The sequence below is a fragment of the Pseudomonas sp. UYEF17 genome, assembly GCF_040546125.1.
GTDB lineage: Bacteria > Pseudomonadota > Gammaproteobacteria > Pseudomonadales > Pseudomonadaceae > Aquipseudomonas > Aquipseudomonas putida_Z.
Genome location: NZ_JBEPNE010000003.1, coordinates 156,707 through 175,161 on the forward strand (window position 1 = coordinate 156,707; position 18,455 = coordinate 175,161).

Below are 18,455 nucleotides of genomic sequence, written 5' to 3' on the forward strand. Positions count from 1 at the left end.
TCGCGGGTAAACCCGCTCCCACAGGTATAGCGCAGCCTTCAGCAGCGGCGCGGTCACTGTGGGAGCGGGTTCACCCGCGAAAGGGCCGGTACAGGCCACACATCAATCCGCGATAAAACTCACCCGCACCCGCAACCCGCCCTTCGCACCGTCATGCAGGCTCACCTGCGCCAGGTGCGCCCGGCAGATCTCGCCGACAATCGCCAAGCCAAGCCCACTGCCCTGCGCACTGCGCCGGTAGAAGCGCTCGAACACCCGCTCACGCTCGGCCTCGGGAATCCCCGGCCCGTCGTCCTCCACCTCAAGCACCGCCGGCGCCAGCACCCGCAAGATCACGTTGCCGCCAGCCGGCGTATGCGCCAAGGCATTGTCCACCAGGTTGCTCAACAACTCGTTGAGCAGCGTCGGCTCACCCTTCAGCCACACCGGCGCCTCGGCCTCCAGGGCCAGCGCCACCCCGCGTTTGTGCGCCAGCGGTGCCATGGCCATGCCCAGCTCACGAGCCAACTGGCTCAGGTCCAGGCGCTGCGCCCCGCCTTCGGCAATCGCCCGCGCACCGTTCTCGACCCGCGCCAGCGACAGTAGCTGGTTGGCCAGGTGGGTCAGGCGGTCAGTGCCCTGGGCCGCGGACTCCAGTGTCTGCCGCCACTCCTGCGGCTCGGCCGAACGCAAGCCCAGCTCGACACGTGCCTTCAGCGCGGCCAGTGGCGTACGCAACTCATGGGCGGCGTCGGCGATGAACTGCGCCTGGCGCTCGAACTGGCCGCGCAATCGCTCGGTGAAATGGTTCAAAGCCCGCACCAGTGGGCCTAGCTCACGCTGCACCTGCACCACCGGCAAGGCCCGCAGGTCGTCCGGCTGGCGTTCTTCCACCGCCGTGCGCAGGCGCTCCAGCGGCCGCAACGCGGCACTCACGGCAAACCACACCATCACCAGCGCGCCCAGCGCCAGCATCCCCAGGCGCAGCAGGGTATCGGCCATCAGGCCACGGGCCATGCGCACCCGCGCTTCCTCGGTCTCGGCCACACGGATTTCCGCCATGCCGTTCATGTTCGGCTCGCTCACCGGCTTCAGCAGGCTGACAACGCGCACATCCTGGCCCAGGTAGGTGGCGTTGTAGAACCGCGCCAGCGCCGGGTAATCGTCGGTACGCGGTGTGCCCGGCGGCGGCGCTGGCAGGTTCTCGTAGCCGGAAATCAGCCGCTGCTGGATGTCCAGCACCTGGTAGTAGATGCGCCCGGCACTGTCGTAGGCGAAGGTGTCCAGGGCCACGTAGGGCACATCTGCGCTCAGCGAGCCGTCACGCTGGGACAGGCCTGCGGCAATGGTCCGCGCCGAGGCCAGCAGGGTCCGGTCGTAGGCGGTATCGGCGGCCTCGCGGCCGTTCCAGTAGGCGCTCAGGCCACTGGCCAGCATCAGCACCACCAGCAGCAAGGCCAGGTTGCCGAGCAAGCGCCCGCGCAGGCTGCCGTTGTCACGCATCGCGGTGCTCGAGCAGGTAGCCAAGGCCACGGAAGGTGACGATGGCCACCGGGTGGCCGTCGAGCTTCTTGCGCAGGCGGTGGATGTAGATTTCGATGGCGTCGGGGCTGGCTTCTTCGTCCAGGCCGAACACCTGGGCGGCCAGTTGCTCCTTGCTCATCACCCGGCCCGGTCGGGCGATCAGCGCTTCCAGTACGCTCTGTTCGCGCGAGGTCAGGGTCAGGTTTTCGCCACCCAGGGCGAAGCGCCGGGTGTCCAGATCGTACACCAGCGGCCCGCAGCGTTGCTGGCGCTCGCCACCGAGCACGCTGCGCCGCAGCAGGGCCTTGACCCGTGCTTCCAGTTCGGTCAGCTCGAACGGCTTGGCCAGGTAGTCGTCGGCGCCCAGGTTCAGGCCGTGGACCCGGTCCTTGACGTCACTGCGCGCGGTCAGCATCAGCACCGGCAGGGTCTTGCCACGGCCGCGCAGGCGCGCCAGCACCTCGAAGCCGTCCATGCGCGGCAAGCCGACATCCAGCACGGCCACGGCGTATTCCTCGCTGGCCAGGGCCAGGTCGGCGGCCACGCCGTCATGCAGCACATCCACGGTCAGGCCATGGCTTTTCAAGGCCTGGGCCACGCTTTCGGCCAGTTGCAGGTGGTCTTCGACCAGCAGCACACGCATCGGATTCTCCCTGCTCGGGTGGGACGGTGGCGCGGAGTGTACCGCTGTCGGCAGGCCTGTGAAGCCCTGTCGACAAACCTTTCACGCTGAAAGGTTAGCGAAAGGTTGGTTACCTAGCATCGCACCACGGTCGCCCTTCGCGCCGAAAAAAGCACCAGCAAGGTGCAACGAATAAGAACAATAAACGGAGCCATCAGTGATGCTGTCATCGCAGCCGCAGGCGTTCGCGCCTACCCGTTCCTTTGCCGCACGCCCCTCCGCCATCGCCAGCGCCCTTGCGCTTGCCGGTGTCGCCCCGATGAGCCAGGCCGCCTTCTTCGAAGACAGCACGGCCACCTTCGAAACCCGCAACATGTACTTCAACCGCGACTTCCGCGACGGCACCAGTGCGCAGCAATCCAAGCGCGACGAGTGGGCCCAGGGCTTCATGCTCAACTTCGAGTCTGGCTACACCGATGGCACCGTGGGCTTCGGCCTGGATGCGCTGGGCATGCTCGGCATCAAGCTCGACTCCAGCCCCGACCGCACCGACACCGGCCTGCTGCCGACCCACGATGACGGCAAGGCCGCCGACGAGTACTCCAAGCTCGGCCTGACCGGCAAGGTGAAGGTGTCGCAGACCGAACTGAAGATCGGCACGCTGATCCCCGAACTGCCAACCCTACAGCCCAACGATGGGCGCATCCTGCCGCAAACCTTCGAAGGCGGCCTGCTCACCTCGAAGGAGGTCAAGGGCCTGACCTTCACCGGCGGCCGACTGGACAAGGCCAAGGACCGCAACGATACCAACTGGGAAGACCTGGCCCTGAACAACAAGAACGGCCGCTTCGGTGGCTCGTTCAGCGCCGACAACCTGGACCTGGCCGGCCTCGACTACCAGTTCACCGATCGCATCACCGGCAGCTACCACTTTGCCCAGCTCGACGATATCTACCGCCAGCACTTCATCGGCATGGTCGCCACCCAGCCATGGGGCCCGGGCACCTTCGGCGCCGACCTGCGCCTGGCGGTGAGTGACGACGCCGGCGCCGCCAAGGCCGGCAACATCGACAACACCACCGTCAACGGCATGCTCAGCTACGCCCTGGGCGGGCACAAGGTCAGCGCCGCCTGGCAGCAGCTGTCCGGCGACAGCGCCTTCCCGTACGTCGATGGTGCCGACCCGTACCTGGTCAACTTCGTCCAGATCAACGACTTCGCCGGTGCCGACGAGCGCTCCTGGCAGGCGCGCTACGACTACAACTTCGCCGCACTCGGCGTGCCCGGCCTGACCTTCATGACCCGCTACATCAGCGGCGACAACGTCAGCCGCGCGGCCGGTGGCGAGGGCAAGGAGTGGGAGCGCAACACCGAACTGAAGTACGTGGTACAAAGCGGCCCGTTGAAGAACGTCGCCGTGCGCCTGCGCAACGCCACCTTCCGCTCCAACTTCGCCCGCGACGCGGACGAGGTGCGGCTGCTGGTGAGCTACAGCGTGGCGCTGTGGTAACCCCATAGCGATAACTTGATAACAACAACGCTCACGGAGATAGACGATGACCTTTTCACTGCGCCGCCTCGTCCTCGCTACCGGCTGCCTGCTGTTGGCCGGCAACGCCCTCGCTGCCGAACCGAAACGCCCCGAATGCATTGCCCCCGCCTCGCCCGGCGGCGGCTTCGACCTGACCTGCAAACTGGTGCAGAGCGCCCTGGTGCAGGAAAAGATCCTCACCAAGCCGATGCGCGTCACCTACATGCCCGGCGGTGTCGGCGCGGTGGCCTACAACGCCGTGGTCGCCCAACGCCCGGCCGATGCCGGCACCCTGGTGGCCTGGTCCAGCGGCTCGCTGCTGAACCTGGCCCAGGGCAAGTTCGGCCGCTTTGACGAAAACGCGGTGAAATGGCTGGCCGCCGTCGGCACCAGCTACGGCGCCATCGCAGTGAAAAGCGACTCGCCCTACAAGACCCTCGACGACCTGGTCGCGGCGTTGAAGAAAGACCCGAGCAAGGTGGTGATCGGCTCCGGCGGTACGGTCGGCAGCCAGGACTGGATGCAGACCGCCCTGATCGCCAAGGCCGCCGGTATCAACCCGCGTGACCTGCGCTACGTGGCCCTGGAAGGCGGTGGCGAAATCGCCACGGCGTTGCTGGGCGGGCATATCCAGGTAGGCTCGACCGACATCTCCGACTCCATGCCGCACATTCAGAGCGGCAACATGCGCATCCTCGCGGTGTTCTCGGAAAACCGCCTGGACGAGCCCGAGATGAAAGAAATCCCCACCGCCAAGGAGCAGGGCTACGACATCGTCTGGCCGGTGGTACGCGGTTTCTACCTGGGGCCAAAGGTGAGCGACGAGGACTACGCCTGGTGGAAACAGTCATTCGACAAGATGCTGGCCTCGGAAGACTTCGCCAAGCTGCGTGACCAGCGCGAACTGTTCCCCTTCGCCATGACCGGTGCAGAGCTGGACGGCTATGTGAAGAAGCAAGTGGCTGACTACAAGGCACTGGCCAGGGAGTTTGGCCTGATCCAGTAACACTGGCCGGAGTTACCACAATCCCTGTGGGAGCGGCCTTGTGTCGCGATGGGCCGCACAGCGGCCCCTGTCTCAGCCGATGCGATGCTTCAGACAGATCGCAGTGGCAGGTTTTGCGGCCGCTTCGCGCCCGATCGCGACGCAAGGCCGCTCCCACAGGATTTGCATCTCGCTTGAGCGATCCCAACGAGGATTCCTTCATGATCCTGCAACGCATCTTCGCCCTGGCCCTGCTGGCGGTGTGCGCCACCCTGGCCGTGATGGCCTGGCCTTACCAGGCGGCGTTTTCCTATGAACCGGTGGGCCCGCGCGCCTACCCGCTGTTGATGCTCGGCCTGCTTGGCCTGGGCCTGCTGTACCTGGTGTTCCGCCCCACGCCCATCGTGCGCAAGGACGACGAACCGGAACTGGACCGCGAAACCCTGATCAAGATCACCGCCTGCGTCGGCCTGCTGATCGTTTTCGCCAGCACCTTCGAAGCCCTGGGCTTCATCCTCAGCGCCATTCTGGTCGGCGTGCCCATGGCCCGCCTGTACGGCGGCCGCTGGCTGCACAGCGCCATCGTGGTGGTGGGCATGAGCCTGTTCCTCTACTGGCTGTTCGACCGCGTGATGGACGTGCCCCTGCCCCTTGGCCTGCTGAGCGTACTGGAGAACTGACACATGGATACCTTGAGCTACCTGGGCCAGGGCTTCGGCGTCGCCCTGTCCCCCTACAACCTGGTCACCGCCCTCTCCGGCACGCTGATCGGCACCGTGGTCGGCCTGCTGCCGGGCCTGGGCCCGATCAACGGCGTGGCCTTGCTGATCCCCATCGCCTTCGCCCTCGGCCTGCCGCCGGAGTCGGCGCTGATCCTGCTGGCGGCGGTGTACCTGGGCTGTGAATACGGTGGGCGCATCAGTTCGATCCTGCTGAACATCCCCGGCGAAGCCTCGACCGTGATGACCACCCTCGATGGCTACCCGATGGCCCGCAATGGCCTGGCTGGCGTAGCGCTGTCGCTGTCGGCCTGGAGTTCGTTCATCGGTGCGCTGATCGCCACCTGCGGCATGGTGCTGTTCGCCCCGCTGCTGGCGAAATGGGCAATCGCCTTCGGCCCGGCGGAGTACTTCGTGCTGATGGTGTTCGCCATCGTCGCCCTCGGTGGCATGGCCGGCGACAAGCCGCTGAAAACCTTCATTGCCGCACTGATCGGCCTGTTCCTGTCGGCAGTCGGCATCGATGCCAACAGTGGCGTGTACCGTTTCACCGGCGACAGCGTGCATCTGGCCGACGGCATCCAGTTCGTGGTGCTGGTGCTGGGCCTGTTCTCCATCAGCGAAATCCTCCTGCTGCTGGAAAAGACCCACCATGGCCACCAGGCAGTCAAGGCCACCGGGCGCATGCTGTTCAACTTCAAGGAAGCGGCCTCGGTGTTCGTGGTCAACATCCGCTGCGGCCTGCTGGGCTTCATCATGGGTGTGCTGCCTGGCGCCGGTGCAACACTGGCCAGCGCCGTGGCCTACATGACCGAAAAACGCCTGGCAGGTGACAAGGGCAAGTTCGGCAAGGGCGACGCCCGCGGCCTGGCCGCCCCGGAAACCGCCATCGGTGCCTCCTGCTGTGGCGCCCTGGTACCGATGCTGACCCTGGGCGTACCCGGCTCGGGCACCACCGCGGTGATGATCGGCGCTCTTACCTTGTACAACATCACCCCGGGCCCACTGCTGTTCGAACAGCAGCCAGACATCGTCTGGGGCCTGATCGCCTCGCTGTTCATCGCCAACATCATGCTGGTGATCCTCAACATCCCGATGATCCGCATCTTCACCCGCATCCTCGCCGTGCCGAACTGGGCGCTGGTGCCGGTGATCGCCATCATCACGGGGATCGGGGTGTACGCCGTGCATGCCACCACCTTCGACCTGTTCCTGATGGTCGGCATCGGCATCATGGGCTATATCCTGCGCAAGCTGGACTTCCCGCTGTCGCCGATCCTGCTCGGCTTCATCCTCGGTGGGCTGATGGAGCAGAACCTGCGCCGGGCGCTGTCGATCTCCAACGGCGAACTGGGCATCCTCTGGTCGAGCCCGATCAGCATGTCGGTATGGGTACTGACCATTTGCATGCTGACCCTGCCGCTGCTGCGCATCTGGCGCAAACGCAGCCAGCAGCGCCGGGCGATGGCCGATGCCTGATCGCTCGTTGCCGTTGTTTGTCGCGACCGGGCTGGTCGGCCTCGCTGGCGGTTTTGCCGCCAGCAAGGTCGGCTGGCCTTTGCCGTGGATGGTCGGCTCGTTGCTGGCGATCATCCTGGTGCGCTGCCTGACACCCTGGCAGCTGCCGGAAATCCCCAATGGTCGCAAATGCGGGCAGTGGATCATCGGCATCGGTATCGGCCTGCACTTCACCCCGGCGGTGATCGAGCAGGTGGCCAGCCATTTCGCACTGATCTTCTTCGGCGCGCTGTTCACCACCCTGTCCAGCGTGATCAGCGTATGGCTGTTGCGGCGCACCGGTGAAGACCGTGCCACGGCGTTCTTTGCCAGCATGCCGGGCGGTTCGGGGGAGATGGTCAACCTTGGCGCGCGCAACGGCGCGGTGCTCAGCCAGGTAGCGGCGGCGCAGAGCCTGCGCGTGCTGGCGGTGGTACTGTGCGTGCCGGCGCTGTTCAAGTTCCTGCTGGGTGACGGAGTACCGCTGAATCACACCGGCAGTGTGAGCTGGGGCTGGCTGGCGCTGATTGCGCCGCTGGGCGTTGCCGTCGCCTTGCTCTGGCAGCGCTTGCGCCAGCCCAACCCGTGGCTGTTCGGGCCATTGCTGGTGGCAGCCACCGTGAGCCTGGCGGGCAACCTGCAGATAACCCTGCCCAATGGCGCCAGCCAGATCGGCCAGTGGTTGATCGGCAGTGGCCTGGCCTGCCACTTCAACCGCGCGTTCTTCCGCCGCGCACCGTCGTTCCTGGGGCGTACCCTGGTGGCCACGGCGTTGTGCATGGCGATTGCCGGCAGCGCCGCTTGGGTATTGAGCGTCATGACCGCGCTGGATCTGCGCTCGCTGACATTGGGGATGATGCCGGGCGGAATTGCCGAGATGAGCCTGACGGCAGAGACCCTGCAACTGTCGGTGCCGCTGGTGACGGCGCTGCAGGTGATGCGCTTGTTGTTCGTGCTGTTTCTGGCAGAGCCGTTGTTCCGGGTGTGGAACGCAACCCCGGAATGACTGTGACGGCCTCTTCGCGGGTAAACCCGCTCCTACAGGGACCACACAAGCCCTGAGGGTAGTGCGGTACCTGTGGGAGCGGGTTCACCCGCGAAGCAGGCGACGCGTTCTTTCAGGTGATCACAGCGGCGGCAACGCCCAGTTGATCGGCGCCAGCCCGCGCTGCTGGAGGAAACTGTTGGCCCGGCTGAAATGCCCGCACCCCAGGAACCCACGGTAAGCCGACAACGGCGATGGATGCACCGACTTCAGCACCAGGTGCTTGGTCCCGTCGATCAGCTTCTGCTTGCTTTGCGCATGCGAGCCCCACAGCAGGAACACCACGTTCGGGCACTGCTCGCTGACCACCTGGATGACCCGGTCGGTAAAGAACTCCCAGCCCTTCTTGGCATGCGACGCGGCATTGGCGCGCTCCACGGTCATGGTCGTGTTGAGCAACAGCACGCCCTGCTCGGCCCAGCTCTGCAGGTAGCCATGGTTGGCAATCGGGATGTTCAGGTCGCGCTGCAGCTCCTTGTAGATGTTGACCAGCGACGGTGGCGTGGCCACGCCAGGCTGCACCGAGAAGCACAGGCCATGCGCCTGGCCCGGCCCGTGGTACGGGTCCTGGCCGAGGATGACCACCTTCACCTGGTCCAGCGGCGTCGAGTTGAGCGCATTGAAGATCAACGGCCCTGGCGGGTAGATCTCTTTGCCGGCGGCGTACTCGCCGCGCAGGAACTCGCGCAGCTGATGCATGTAGGGCTGGTCGAATTCGGCGCGCAAGGCGGCCTTCCAGCTGGGTTCGAGTTTGATGCGATCGTCGTCAGTCATGGGGCCTTCCATAAACAATGGCGCGACACTAGGTAAGCCCTTCCCGCTTGTCAAACGATCCGACCGACGACCGGCATGTTCGGCCAGGCAAGCCATACTTGTCCGATGACTTGCGCGAGGTAGTCCATGACCATTCATTGCGAGGTACTCACCGGCGCCGATGGCGCCCGCATCGGCATCGCCACCCTGGATGCGCCCAAGGCGCTCAATGCCCTGAACCTGCCGATGATCGAGGTATTGGGCGAACAGTTGCACGCCTGGGCTCGCGACCCCGGGATCGTCTGCGTGCTGCTGCGCGGCAACGGTGCAAAGGCCTTCTGCGCCGGCGGTGATGTGCGTGCGCTGGTGCAAGCCTGCCGCGACCACCCCGGCAGCGTCCCCCCGCTGGCCGCCACCTTCTTCGCCGCCGAATATCGCCTGGACTTTGCCCTGCACACCTATCCCAAGCCGCTGCTGTGCTGGGGGCACGGGCATGTGCTGGGCGGCGGCATGGGCCTGCTGCAGGGCGCCAATGTACGTATCGTCACCCCCAGCAGTCGGCTGGCAATGCCGGAAATCAGCATCGGCCTGTACCCGGACGTGGGCGCCAGCTGGTTCCTTGCCCGCCTGCCGGGCAAGCTGGGGTTGTTCCTCGGCCTGACAGGCGCGCCGATCAATGCTCATGACGCCTTGGACCTGGGCCTGGCCGACCGCTTTCTGGGTGAGTACCAGCAAGAGGCGCTGATCGAAGAACTGCTGCAACTGAACTGGCAGGAACAAACTGCCCTGCAACTGAACAGCCTGCTCAAGGCCGAACAGCACCGCGCCTGCGCCGAGTTGCCCGAGGCCCAGTGGCTGCCGCGACGACAGGTGATCGATCAGTTGCTCGATGTGGCCGACGCAGCCGCCGCCTGGCGTGCGCTGGAGGGGCTCAAGCACCACGACGACCCGCTGCTGGCAGATGCCGGCCAACGGTTGCATGAAGGTTGCCCGCTGACCGCACACCTGGTGTGGGAACAGATCCGCCGGGCACGGCACCTGTCGTTGGCGCAGGTGTTTCAGATGGAGTACAGCATGAGCCTGAACTGCTGCCGCCACCCGGAATTCAGCGAAGGCGTGCGTGCGCGCTTACTGGACAAGGACAACCAGCCGCACTGGCACTGGCCCGATGTGGCGCAAGTGCCGGCGGCGGTGGTGGAGGCGCATTTTGCCAAGGTGTGGGAGGGGCGGCATCCGCTGGCGGATCTCGGGTAGTTTCGAGAAGCTGGGGCTGCCTTGCAGCCCATCGCGACACAAGGCCGCTCCTACAAGCGGATCGCGGTCCCCTGTGGGAGCGGCCTTGCGTCGCGAAAGGGGCGCAACGCGCCCGCGATTTTCAATTCAACTACCGCTGCCAGTTCCCTCCTTGCCCATGCCCACGCCGCCCGTCCCCGCGCCGGTCACCATCCCCCCGCCCGTTGGAGTGCCAACGGTCATTCTGCTGGTAACGCTGGCTGCCACCGCGATAATCATGACGGTCCCGGTCGCGCCCATAGTCATACCGCTGGCGGTTGCCATAGTCATAGCGTGGGTTGCCATGCCACTGCTTCATCCCCGGCTGTGGATGAGACCGGTAGTGAGGCGCAGGCGCCGAGCGGTAGTAGTAGCGCGGCGCCGGCTGGTAGTAATAGCGCTGTTGCGGCGTTACGTAATAGCGGTCATAGCGGTAATAATCCGGTGACACATAACGGTCGGAATAGTAGTGGTCCGACCGGTAATAGCCCCCGCTCTCGTAGTACGGAACGCAGGCGGAAGTCATCAGCCCCAGCAGGGCGATCAACAGGATTCGATAGGACATGGCGGCCTCCTGGACCGCTGGAGTGCCCGAACAGCGGCGCTGGCGAGCATCGATGCGAAATGCGATCATCGACATTGAATAAGACAGTGCCGCCAAGGTGCAGTGCCATTTCTGCAACAATTTGATACAGGTGAGCGGCAGCCATGCCCGACAACCAGCACTGCCCCGCTTGTGGCGCCCTCAACCAGTGCAGCCTGGCCGACCCGCGCCGGGCCACCCAGGCCTGCTGGTGTTACAGCGTGACCATCGACCCTGCCGTGCTCGAGGCCTTGCCCGCCGCGCTACGCGACAAAGCCTGCCTGTGCCCGCGCTGCGCCGCCGTCGAAGAACAACTTCGCTCCCCCGCCTCCGACTGACCGTTTGCAATGCGCCTCGACCGTTTCCTCGCCAACCTGCCCAGCCACAACCGCCAGCAAGTCCGTCTGATGCTGGCGCAACGCCGTGTGCGGTTGGATGGCCAGGTGGTCAGCGACCCGCTGGCCGAGGTGCGTGAATTCAGCCGCGTGGAGCTGGACGACCAGCTGCTGCAGGCTGGCCGCCCGGCGCGCTACCTGATGCTGCACAAGCCCGCTGGCTGCGTCAGCGCCACTCAGGATCCGCAACACCGCACCGTGCTCGACCTGCTGCCAGCCGCGTTGCGTGAGGACCTGCACATTGCCGGGCGCCTGGACTTCAACACCACCGGCCTGATGATCCTGACCAACGATGGCCAATGGTCACGGCGGCTTACCCAGCCCACGACCAAGCTGCCCAAGCACTACCTGGTGGAAACCGAGGACGAGATTGGCGAGCACTATGTGGCCAAGTTCCTGGAGGGCTTCTACTTCGCCTTCGAAGACCTCACCACCCTGCCCGCCCAACTGGACATCCTCGGGCCGCGCCAGGCGCGGCTGGCGATCGTCGAAGGGCGCTATCACCAGGTGAAGCGCATGTTCGGCCATTTCGACAACAAGGTGGTGGGGTTGCATCGGGAGAGCATGGGGGCGATCCGGCTGGACCCGCGGTTGGCGCCAGGGGCGTTTCGTGAGCTGACGGCGGATGAAATAGCGACGGTCTAATCAGCCTGTACCGGCCTCTTCGCGGGCTCGCCCGCTCCCACAGGGATCACACCAGCCCGGAGGCCTGTGGTGTACCTGTGGGAGCGGGCGAGCCCGCGAAGAGGCCGGAACAGACAGATCAGGGTCGTCATACGACCGCTCAGCGACAAAAGTCACATTTTCCCCCGAACGGCACTTGCGGGATCCCCGACCCACTGCTTGAATCCAAATCGTCAGTCTGCATGTGACTACCAAGTCACACCCGCAGTCGAAGACACCTTTTGCCGGCCACCCAGGGCCTCGATGCCTTGGGGCACGGCAAATTGCCCGCCAAAAACAATACCGTCGACGCAAGTGCCAAGGATCGACACAGGGCCCCCCGGTATCTCTTCAGGCAAATGCCTACCTGTCATAAAGAACGTGCACCCTAGGTGACGCGAATACCCTTTTTGCGCCAGGAGTCGATGACATGAGGCCAGAAATCGCTGTACTTGATATCCAAGGTCAGTATCGGGTTTACACGGAGTTCTATCGCGCGGATGCGGCCGAGAATACGATCATTTTGATCAATGGCTCGCTGGCCACCACGGCCTCGTTCGCCCAGACGGTACGTAACCTGCACCCGCAGTTCAACGTAGTACTGTTCGACCAGCCATACGCGGGCAAATCCAAGCCGCACAATCGCCAGGAACGCCTTATCAGCAAGGAGACCGAAGCACATATCCTCCTCGAGCTGATCGAGCACTTCCAGGCAGACCACGTGATGTCGTTCTCGTGGGGTGGCGCAAGTACGCTGCTGGCGCTGGCGCACCAGCCGCGGCACGTGAAGAAAGCTGTAGTGAGTTCGTTCTCACCGGTGATCAACGAACCGATGCGCGACTACCTGGACCGTGGTTGCCAGTACCTGGCCGCCTGCGACCGCTATCAGGTCGGCAACCTGGTCAACGACACCATCGGCAAACACCTGCCGTCACTGTTCAAGCGCTTCAACTACCGCCACGTAAGCAGCCTGGACAGCCACGAGTACGCGCAGATGCACTTCCACATCAACGAGGTGCTGCAACATGACCTGGAGCGGGCGCTGGATGGTGCACGCAATATCGACATCCCGGTGCTGTTCATCAACGGCGACCGCGACGAGTACACCACGGTCGAAGATGCGCGGCAGTTCAGCAAGCACGTGGGCCGCAGCCACTTCAGCGTGATCCGCGACGCAGGCCACTTCCTGGATATGGAACACAAGGCCGCTTGCGAAGACACCCGCAGCGTCATGCTGGGGTTCCTGAAGCCAACCATGCGTGAGCCTCGTCACCGTTACCAGCCTGTAAAACAGGGGCAGCATGCATTGGCCATCTGAGCAGCTCGGCGTCCTGTGGATGAGACCCGCAAGCCAGGGGGCGCCGACAAGCTTTTTTATAACTTGGGCTTCTAATTCGTTGAGGGTTCTGGTAAAAAGTGCTGCGCAAACGCGGGTATAGTTTAGTGGCAAAACGAAAGCTTCCCAAGCTTTAGTTGAGGGTTCGATTCCCTCTACCCGCTCCACATCGCATTCCCGCATGGCGTTCCCGCAACGTCATCGCTGTCAAAAGGGGCCCAGGCTCCTTTTTTCGTTTCTCCCCCTCCCTTTGACCTGCCCCATGGCCATTTGCCTGCCGATCCGCTTCAATGCGTGGATGGATTCGTGAAGCATTTCGAAAGGACGACGCATGTTTCTCTCCCGCTGGCTACCAGGCCTTGCCAACCTGCTGCACTACCGCCGCGAGTGGTTCCACGCCGACCTGCAGGCCGGCCTCTCGGTGGCAGCGATCCAGATTCCCATTGCCATCGCCTACGCGCAGATCGTCGGCCTGCCGCCGCAATACGGCCTGTACGCCTGTGTGCTGCCGATGATGGTCTACGCCCTGATTGGCAGTTCGCGCCAGCTGATGGTAGGCCCTGACGCCGCCACCTGCGCGATGATCGCCGGCGCCGTGGCGCCGTTGGCCATGGGCGAGCCGCACCGCATTGCCGAACTGTCGGTGATCGTCACCTTGCTGGTCGGGGTAATGCTGATCGCGGCCGGGGTGGCCCGGGCCGGGTTCATCGCCAGCTTCTTCTCGCGACCGATCCTGATCGGCTATCTCAACGGTATCGGCCTGAGCCTGATCGCGGGGCAGTTGTCCAAGGTGGTGGGGTTCAAGATCGAGGGCGACGGCTTCATCCTCAGCCTGATCAACTTCTTCCAGCGCCTGGGCGAAATCCACTGGGTGACGCTACTCATCGGCCTCGCCGCACTGGGCCTGCTGATCTGGCTGCCACGGCGCTACCCCCGCCTGCCTGCGGCGCTGACGGTGGTGGCGCTGTTCATGTTGCTGGTCGGCCTGTTCGGCCTCGACCGCTTCGGCGTCGCCATTCTCGGCCCGGTGCCTGCCGGCATCCCGCAACTGGCCTGGCCACACAGTAACCTGGCAGAAATGAAAAGCCTGCTGCGCGACGCCCTGGGTATCGCCACCGTCAGCTTCTGCAGCGCCATGCTTACCGCACGCAGCTTTGCCGCCCGGCACGGCTACGCGATCAACGCCAACCACGAATTCGTCGCCCTGGGCGTAAGCAACCTGGCTGCCGGTGTTTCCCAGGGCTTTGCCATCAGCGGCGCAGACTCGCGCACGGCGGTCAACGACATGGTCGGTGGCAAGAGCCAGCTGGTGGGCATCATCGCCGCGCTGGTCATCGCCCTGATCCTGCTGTTCTTCACCGCGCCGATGGCGTGGATCCCGCAGGCTGCGCTGGGTGCCGTGCTGCTGATGGCCGGCTGGGGGCTTATCGACATCAAGTCGCTGGGGCACATTCGCCGCCTGAGCCGCTTCGAGTTCTGGCTGTGCCTGCTGACCACGGTCGGCGTTCTGAGCCTGGGTGTGCTGCCCGGTATCGTGTTTGCCGTGACCCTGGCAATCCTGCGCCTGTTGTACAGCATCTATCAGCCCACCGACGCGGTGCTGGGCTGGCTGCCGGGCACCGAAGGCCAGGTGGACATCCGCAAACACAAGGATGCCCGCACCGTGCCAGGCCTGGTGGTGTACCGCTTCGACGACGCGATCCTGTTCTTCAACGCCGACTACTTCAAGATGCGCCTGCTCGAGGCGGTGCAGAGCCAGGACCAGCCCAAGGCCGTGCTGTTCGATGCCGAAGCGGTAACCAGCATCGACGTCAGCGGCATCGCCGCCCTGCGCGAAGTGCGCGACACCCTGGCCGCCCAGGGCATCTTCTTCGCCATCGCCCGCGCCCGCGGCACCTTCCTGCGCATGCTGGTGCGCTCGGGGATGGCCCGGGAGATGGAAGACAAGCTGCTGTTCGGCTCGGTGCGCGCGGGCATTCGCGCCTATCGGGTTTGGCGTAACAGGAGTCGCAGTGTGAAGGTGACCGAACAAGGCTGACGGGCGAGTTGATGCCACAAATTTGCCTCCTACAGAGAAAAGGACTACTGGGCATTCGGAAAAGGATGATGGGCTAGCGACAACCTTGTTCGCTAGCCTCGTTTTCCCGCTCTGAAAACACGGCCGGGCACTCCCTTATCTGTAGCGCTGGATAACCGGAAGCTACGCCAATGGCGTACACTCTGCTATGCTTTTCACTGAAACAACCTTGTTCACCAAACGAGTCAGAGAACTCCTTGATGATGACACCTATCGCTTGCTGCAAGTCAGGCTCATGGCTTCACCTGAGACAGGAGACCTGATTGAGGGAACCGGTGGCCTACGCAAAATACGAGTGCCCGCTAACGGGCATGGAAAACGCGGTGGTGCCAGGGTTATCTACTACCACTTCATATCCAGATCACAGATAGCCATGCTCTACATCTACGGCAAAAATGAGCAGCCCGATCTGTCCAGCGAGCAGCGCAAGGCATTGAAGTCCATCATTGAACACTGGAGGCATGCATGAACCGCTTTTTTGACGAACTGATAGAGAGCGTTCAACAGATGGACGACATCGTCCAGGGCAAGTGCGCGCCTTCTCGCGAATTCGCAATCGATGCTCTTCAGGTACGAAGCATCCGCAGGGCAACAGGGCTTACACAAGTACGCTTTGCCGAGATGATCGATGTTCAGGTCGCCACGCTGAGAAATTGGGAACAAGGCCGACGAGAACCGACCGGGCCAGCCAAGGCATTGTTACGTGCGATACGCAACGATCCAGATCATGTACTGAAGGCCCTTGCTCACTGACATAGGCCCGCCTGACCAGCATGATCACCTGTGACCGACTGTTCAGCGCTTTGGCCGCTACAAACCGTCCGCCTGCAACCATTCAGTATCCCAACCTCTCCAGCATCACAACCTCTGGCTCCGCCGGACGCTGATAGAACCGTAGCAACGCCCCCGTGCGGTTGGTAAAGATCCCGTCGACACCTGCCTTCATCGCCTTGTCGAAGTCCACCGGTTCGTCGAGGGTGTACGCATGCACCAGCAAATCCCGCGCCTGGCTGGCCTGGTTCATCCAGGGCTGGATCAAGTCGGCATAGCTCTGTTCGCCCAGATGAGTGCGCATGGCAGAAGGCCCCGTACCGACCGCACCGCCCTGCCTGGCCTGATCGAGCCAGCGCAGGAATTCTGCCTGGTCCTTCGGCTGCTGACGGGCATAGAACGCGGCCTTGTCGGTTTCACCCGAGTCAGCGAAATCCTGCCCGGAAGCGGGCTCGATGGTTTTTGTCCCCACCCACAGCAGGAGTACCTTCGGCACCTGCGGCATGGCCTCGTGCAGCAACGCCAGGCTGTTGCGGTCGAAGGTCTGCAATACCACACGGCCTGGCCGGTCGAGCCAGCCACGGGCTGCGAGGCGCGCCTTCAGGTCCTGCTCGATACCCGGGAACTGCTTGGGGACCTTGGTCTCGATGTACAACCCGGGGTGCCGCTCGGGGTTGCCTTCGGCGATGTCGATGACCTCGTCCAAGGTGAGGATCGGCAGTTTGCGGAAAGAGGCCCGGGCGCGCGCCGGGTAGGCCTGGTTGAACCAGCTGCCAGCATCCAGCGACTTCAGCTCGGCGAGCGTGAAGGCGCTGACCGGGCTGTCCTTTCGCTCTGGGAAGCGCTCGGCGACATCGCTGGTACGCGACAGCACATCGTCATGGACCACCACCAGCACGCCGTCACTGCTGCGTTGCAGGTCGAGTTCCAGGTAGTCGGCGCCCTGGTCGCGGGCCAGCAGGTATGCAGGGGTGGTGGATTCCGGGGCATCGTACGAGGCGCCGCGGTGGGCGATCACCGCCGGGTGCGCAATGCCGTGGGCGGTGGCCAGGGCCTTGCCATTGCTGGCGGAAGCGGCCGATACAGTGAACAAAGCGGTCAAAGCCAAGAAACTGAAGATGGGATTGCGCATGGATAAGTCCTTTATCGTCCTGTGAACCTTGCGCTGCCTGTTCTGGCCCCTTCGCGGGCACGCCCGCTCCCACAGGTACTGCATTGAATTCATGGGCAGTGTAATTCCTGTGGGAGCGGGCGTGCCCGCGAAGGGGCCGGCATTGCCGACACAAGGCCCTTGCCTGGATACAACCCTCGCACACCTTGCATGACATGCTAAAGTCGCCCCCGTTCCCGCTCCACCCAACGGACCCCAGCATGCCCGCACTAGACGCCACCCTCACCCCCTGGCCGGAACTCGCCGCCCGCCACCCTTGCGACGCCCTGCTGCTGGGCAACGGCGCCAGCCGCGTGCTGTGGAAGCCGTTCGGCTACTTCTCGCTGTTCGAGGAAGCGCAGCGTGCCGGCCGCAAGAAAGGCCTGGCCGTGAGCGACCAGGCACTGTTCAAGTCGCTGGGTACGGAACTGTTCGAGCCGGTGCTCAGCGCCCTCAACACCACCGTGCGCACCAACGCCGCGCTGGCCATCAACTCCACCGCGCCGCTGAACCGCTACTACTCGATCAAGGAAGCGCTGATACACGCGGTACGCACGGTGCACCTGCCGTGGCCACTCATGCCGGCCACGACCCTGGCAACCCTTAACCAGGCCCTGCGCGGCTACCGCAGCGTCTACACCAGCAACTACGACCTGCTGCTACCGTGGGCCGTGCAACACGCACCGCACGGCTTCGCCGAACTGTTCGACGAGCAAGGCTTCTTCGACGTACGCCGCACCAACGGCGAAGCCACGCGGGTGCTGCACCTGCATGGCGGCCTGCACCTGCTCAAGCTGCCCGACGGCACCACCCGCCAACGCAGCGCCGACAGCGCCGAACTGCTCGATGGTTTTGCCGTGAACATCCCGGGCGAAGTGCCGCTGTTCGTCAACGAAGACCGCAGCGACGAGAAACTGCGCGCCATTCGCAACTCTGACTACCTGGGCTGGTGCCTGGGGCAACTGGCGCGGGAAAGCCAGGGGCTATGCCTGTTCGGGCTGCACCTGGACAGCAGTGACCAGCATCTGCTCGAAGCCATCCGACAGGCCCGGCCGAAGCATCTGTCGATTGCCATACGGCCATTGAGCGAGGCATCGGTGATCAACCAGAAGCAGCATTTTGTCGACAGGTTCGGGGATATGCCGGGGACAGTGCTGCACTTCTTTGATGCCAGTACGCATCCGTTGGGGCAAGCAGCGTTGGCTATTGAAGCACCGCTCACCCACAGGTGAAGTGGACCGCCGGCAAGCCAGCTCCCATAGAACAACACATGACTCATTGGTTCTGCGAGGTTCTGTAGGAGCAGCCTTGTGCTGCGAAGAGGCCGGTACTGACAAAGCCTGTCTGTTGCTTGTACCGGCCTCTTCGCAGCACAAGGCTGCTCCTACAAAGGACGAGTCAGACGAGCGAAATATGTTCTCTGCGCGACAGCGCAGCCCAAAAGGGCTGGGCAATCTCCCACAGGGATCGCGCAACTCCTGAATTCTGCGCGGTACCTGTGGGAGCCGGCTTGCCGGCGATGGGCTGCGTAGCAGCCCCGTTTACGCTATCTG

18 protein-coding genes and 1 tRNA gene are annotated in these 18,455 nt (G+C 64.0%); 14 read left to right on the forward strand and 5 right to left on the reverse strand.

Translation table 11 applies throughout. The annotated features are described in order from the left end of the window. Positions 1 to 102: 102 nt before the first annotated feature. Both tctE and tctD read right to left on the reverse strand, forming a co-directional pair. The gene (gene tctE / locus ABIB24_RS06060; protein ID WP_025340432.1) at positions 103 to 1,482 is read right to left on the reverse strand and encodes a two-component system sensor histidine kinase TctE; all 1,380 of its coding nucleotides are present in this window, start codon (positions 1,480 to 1,482) and stop codon (positions 103 to 105) included. Further along, entirely contained in the window at positions 1,475 to 2,146 is a 672-nt protein-coding gene (gene tctD / locus ABIB24_RS06065) for a two-component system response regulator TctD (RefSeq protein WP_025340433.1), read from the reverse strand. Before tctD ends, tctE begins: the two co-directional genes overlap by 8 nt. A 199-nt stretch (positions 2,147 to 2,345) precedes the next feature. Here tctD and ABIB24_RS06070 point away from each other — a divergent pair, with 199 nt between their 5' ends. The 5 genes from ABIB24_RS06070 (at position 2,346) to ABIB24_RS06090 (ending at position 7,863) form a co-directional block, all read left to right on the forward strand. Next, a complete protein-coding gene (locus ABIB24_RS06070) occupies positions 2,346 to 3,635 on the forward strand; it encodes an OprD family porin (protein ID WP_025340434.1) in 1,290 nt (429 codons plus the stop codon). A gap of 46 nt (positions 3,636 to 3,681) precedes the next feature. Continuing rightward, a complete protein-coding gene (locus tag ABIB24_RS06075) occupies positions 3,682 to 4,662 on the forward strand; it encodes a Bug family tripartite tricarboxylate transporter substrate binding protein (RefSeq protein WP_274120330.1) in 981 nt (326 codons plus the stop codon). Positions 4,663 to 4,862: 200 nt separating this feature from the next. After that, complete coding sequence (locus tag ABIB24_RS06080; protein ID WP_274078335.1) at positions 4,863 to 5,321, forward strand: tripartite tricarboxylate transporter TctB family protein; 459 nt, start codon at positions 4,863 to 4,865, stop codon at positions 5,319 to 5,321. A gap of 3 nt (positions 5,322 to 5,324) precedes the next feature. Next, complete coding sequence (locus ABIB24_RS06085; RefSeq protein ID WP_025340437.1) at positions 5,325 to 6,839, forward strand: tripartite tricarboxylate transporter permease; 1,515 nt, start codon at positions 5,325 to 5,327, stop codon at positions 6,837 to 6,839. Further along, positions 6,832 to 7,863: an AbrB family transcriptional regulator gene (locus ABIB24_RS06090; protein ID WP_085614237.1), complete on the forward strand. Its 1,032-nt coding sequence runs from the start codon at positions 6,832 to 6,834 to the stop codon at positions 7,861 to 7,863. The genes ABIB24_RS06085 and ABIB24_RS06090 overlap by 8 nt, the downstream gene beginning before the upstream one ends. Before the next feature lie 120 nt (positions 7,864 to 7,983). Here ABIB24_RS06090 and ung read toward each other — a convergent pair whose 3' ends face one another. After that, positions 7,984 to 8,676, reverse strand: a complete 693-nt coding sequence (gene ung / locus ABIB24_RS06095) for a uracil-DNA glycosylase (protein WP_075046180.1) — start codon at positions 8,674 to 8,676, stop codon at positions 7,984 to 7,986. 126 nt (positions 8,677 to 8,802) lie between these two features. Here ung and dspII point away from each other — a divergent pair, with 126 nt between their 5' ends. Next, the gene (dspII, locus tag ABIB24_RS06100; protein ID WP_025340440.1) at positions 8,803 to 9,909 is read left to right on the forward strand and encodes an enoyl-CoA hydratase/isomerase DspII; all 1,107 of its coding nucleotides are present in this window, start codon (positions 8,803 to 8,805) and stop codon (positions 9,907 to 9,909) included. Between the two features lie 130 nt (positions 9,910 to 10,039). Here dspII and ABIB24_RS06105 read toward each other — a convergent pair whose 3' ends face one another. Then, entirely contained in the window at positions 10,040 to 10,492 is a 453-nt protein-coding gene (locus ABIB24_RS06105) for a hypothetical protein (protein ID WP_025340441.1), read from the reverse strand. Between the two features lie 143 nt (positions 10,493 to 10,635). Between ABIB24_RS06105 and ABIB24_RS06110 the strand changes: the two genes are divergently transcribed. From ABIB24_RS06110 to ABIB24_RS06140, 7 genes are all read left to right on the forward strand, one after another. Then, complete coding sequence (locus ABIB24_RS06110) at positions 10,636 to 10,848, forward strand: cysteine-rich CWC family protein (RefSeq protein ID WP_274078334.1); 213 nt, start codon at positions 10,636 to 10,638, stop codon at positions 10,846 to 10,848. Between the two features lie 9 nt (positions 10,849 to 10,857). After that, positions 10,858 to 11,550 (forward strand): pseudouridine synthase, encoded by a 693-nt coding sequence (locus ABIB24_RS06115; protein ID WP_274078333.1) that lies wholly within the window; start codon positions 10,858 to 10,860, stop codon positions 11,548 to 11,550. Between the two features lie 448 nt (positions 11,551 to 11,998). Next, a complete protein-coding gene (gene phaG, locus ABIB24_RS06120) occupies positions 11,999 to 12,886 on the forward strand; it encodes a (R)-3-hydroxydecanoyl-ACP:CoA transacylase (RefSeq protein WP_274078332.1) in 888 nt (295 codons plus the stop codon). A 111-nt stretch (positions 12,887 to 12,997) separates the two neighbouring features. Beyond that, positions 12,998 to 13,071: transfer RNA gene (locus ABIB24_RS06125), tRNA-Gly, on the forward strand. Positions 13,072 to 13,235: 164 nt separating this feature from the next. Continuing rightward, the gene (locus tag ABIB24_RS06130; RefSeq protein ID WP_137162309.1) at positions 13,236 to 14,942 is read left to right on the forward strand and encodes a SulP family inorganic anion transporter; all 1,707 of its coding nucleotides are present in this window, start codon (positions 13,236 to 13,238) and stop codon (positions 14,940 to 14,942) included. Between the two features lie 187 nt (positions 14,943 to 15,129). Then, the gene (locus tag ABIB24_RS06135; protein WP_075046186.1) at positions 15,130 to 15,450 is read left to right on the forward strand and encodes a type II toxin-antitoxin system RelE/ParE family toxin; all 321 of its coding nucleotides are present in this window, start codon (positions 15,130 to 15,132) and stop codon (positions 15,448 to 15,450) included. Continuing rightward, positions 15,447 to 15,734 carry a helix-turn-helix domain-containing protein gene (locus ABIB24_RS06140; RefSeq protein WP_354316222.1) on the forward strand — a complete coding sequence of 96 codons (288 nt, stop codon included), beginning with the start codon at positions 15,447 to 15,449 and terminating at the stop codon, positions 15,732 to 15,734. The genes ABIB24_RS06135 and ABIB24_RS06140 overlap by 4 nt, the downstream gene beginning before the upstream one ends. 82 nt (positions 15,735 to 15,816) lie before the next feature. Here ABIB24_RS06140 and ABIB24_RS06145 read toward each other — a convergent pair whose 3' ends face one another. Then, positions 15,817 to 16,884: a glycerophosphodiester phosphodiesterase family protein gene (locus ABIB24_RS06145; RefSeq protein WP_274078328.1), complete on the reverse strand. Its 1,068-nt coding sequence runs from the start codon at positions 16,882 to 16,884 to the stop codon at positions 15,817 to 15,819. A gap of 239 nt (positions 16,885 to 17,123) precedes the next feature. Here ABIB24_RS06145 and ABIB24_RS06150 point away from each other — a divergent pair, with 239 nt between their 5' ends. Next, the gene (locus tag ABIB24_RS06150) at positions 17,124 to 18,134 is read left to right on the forward strand and encodes a DUF4917 family protein (protein ID WP_354316223.1); all 1,011 of its coding nucleotides are present in this window, start codon (positions 17,124 to 17,126) and stop codon (positions 18,132 to 18,134) included. Positions 18,135 to 18,455 lie beyond the last annotated feature (321 nt).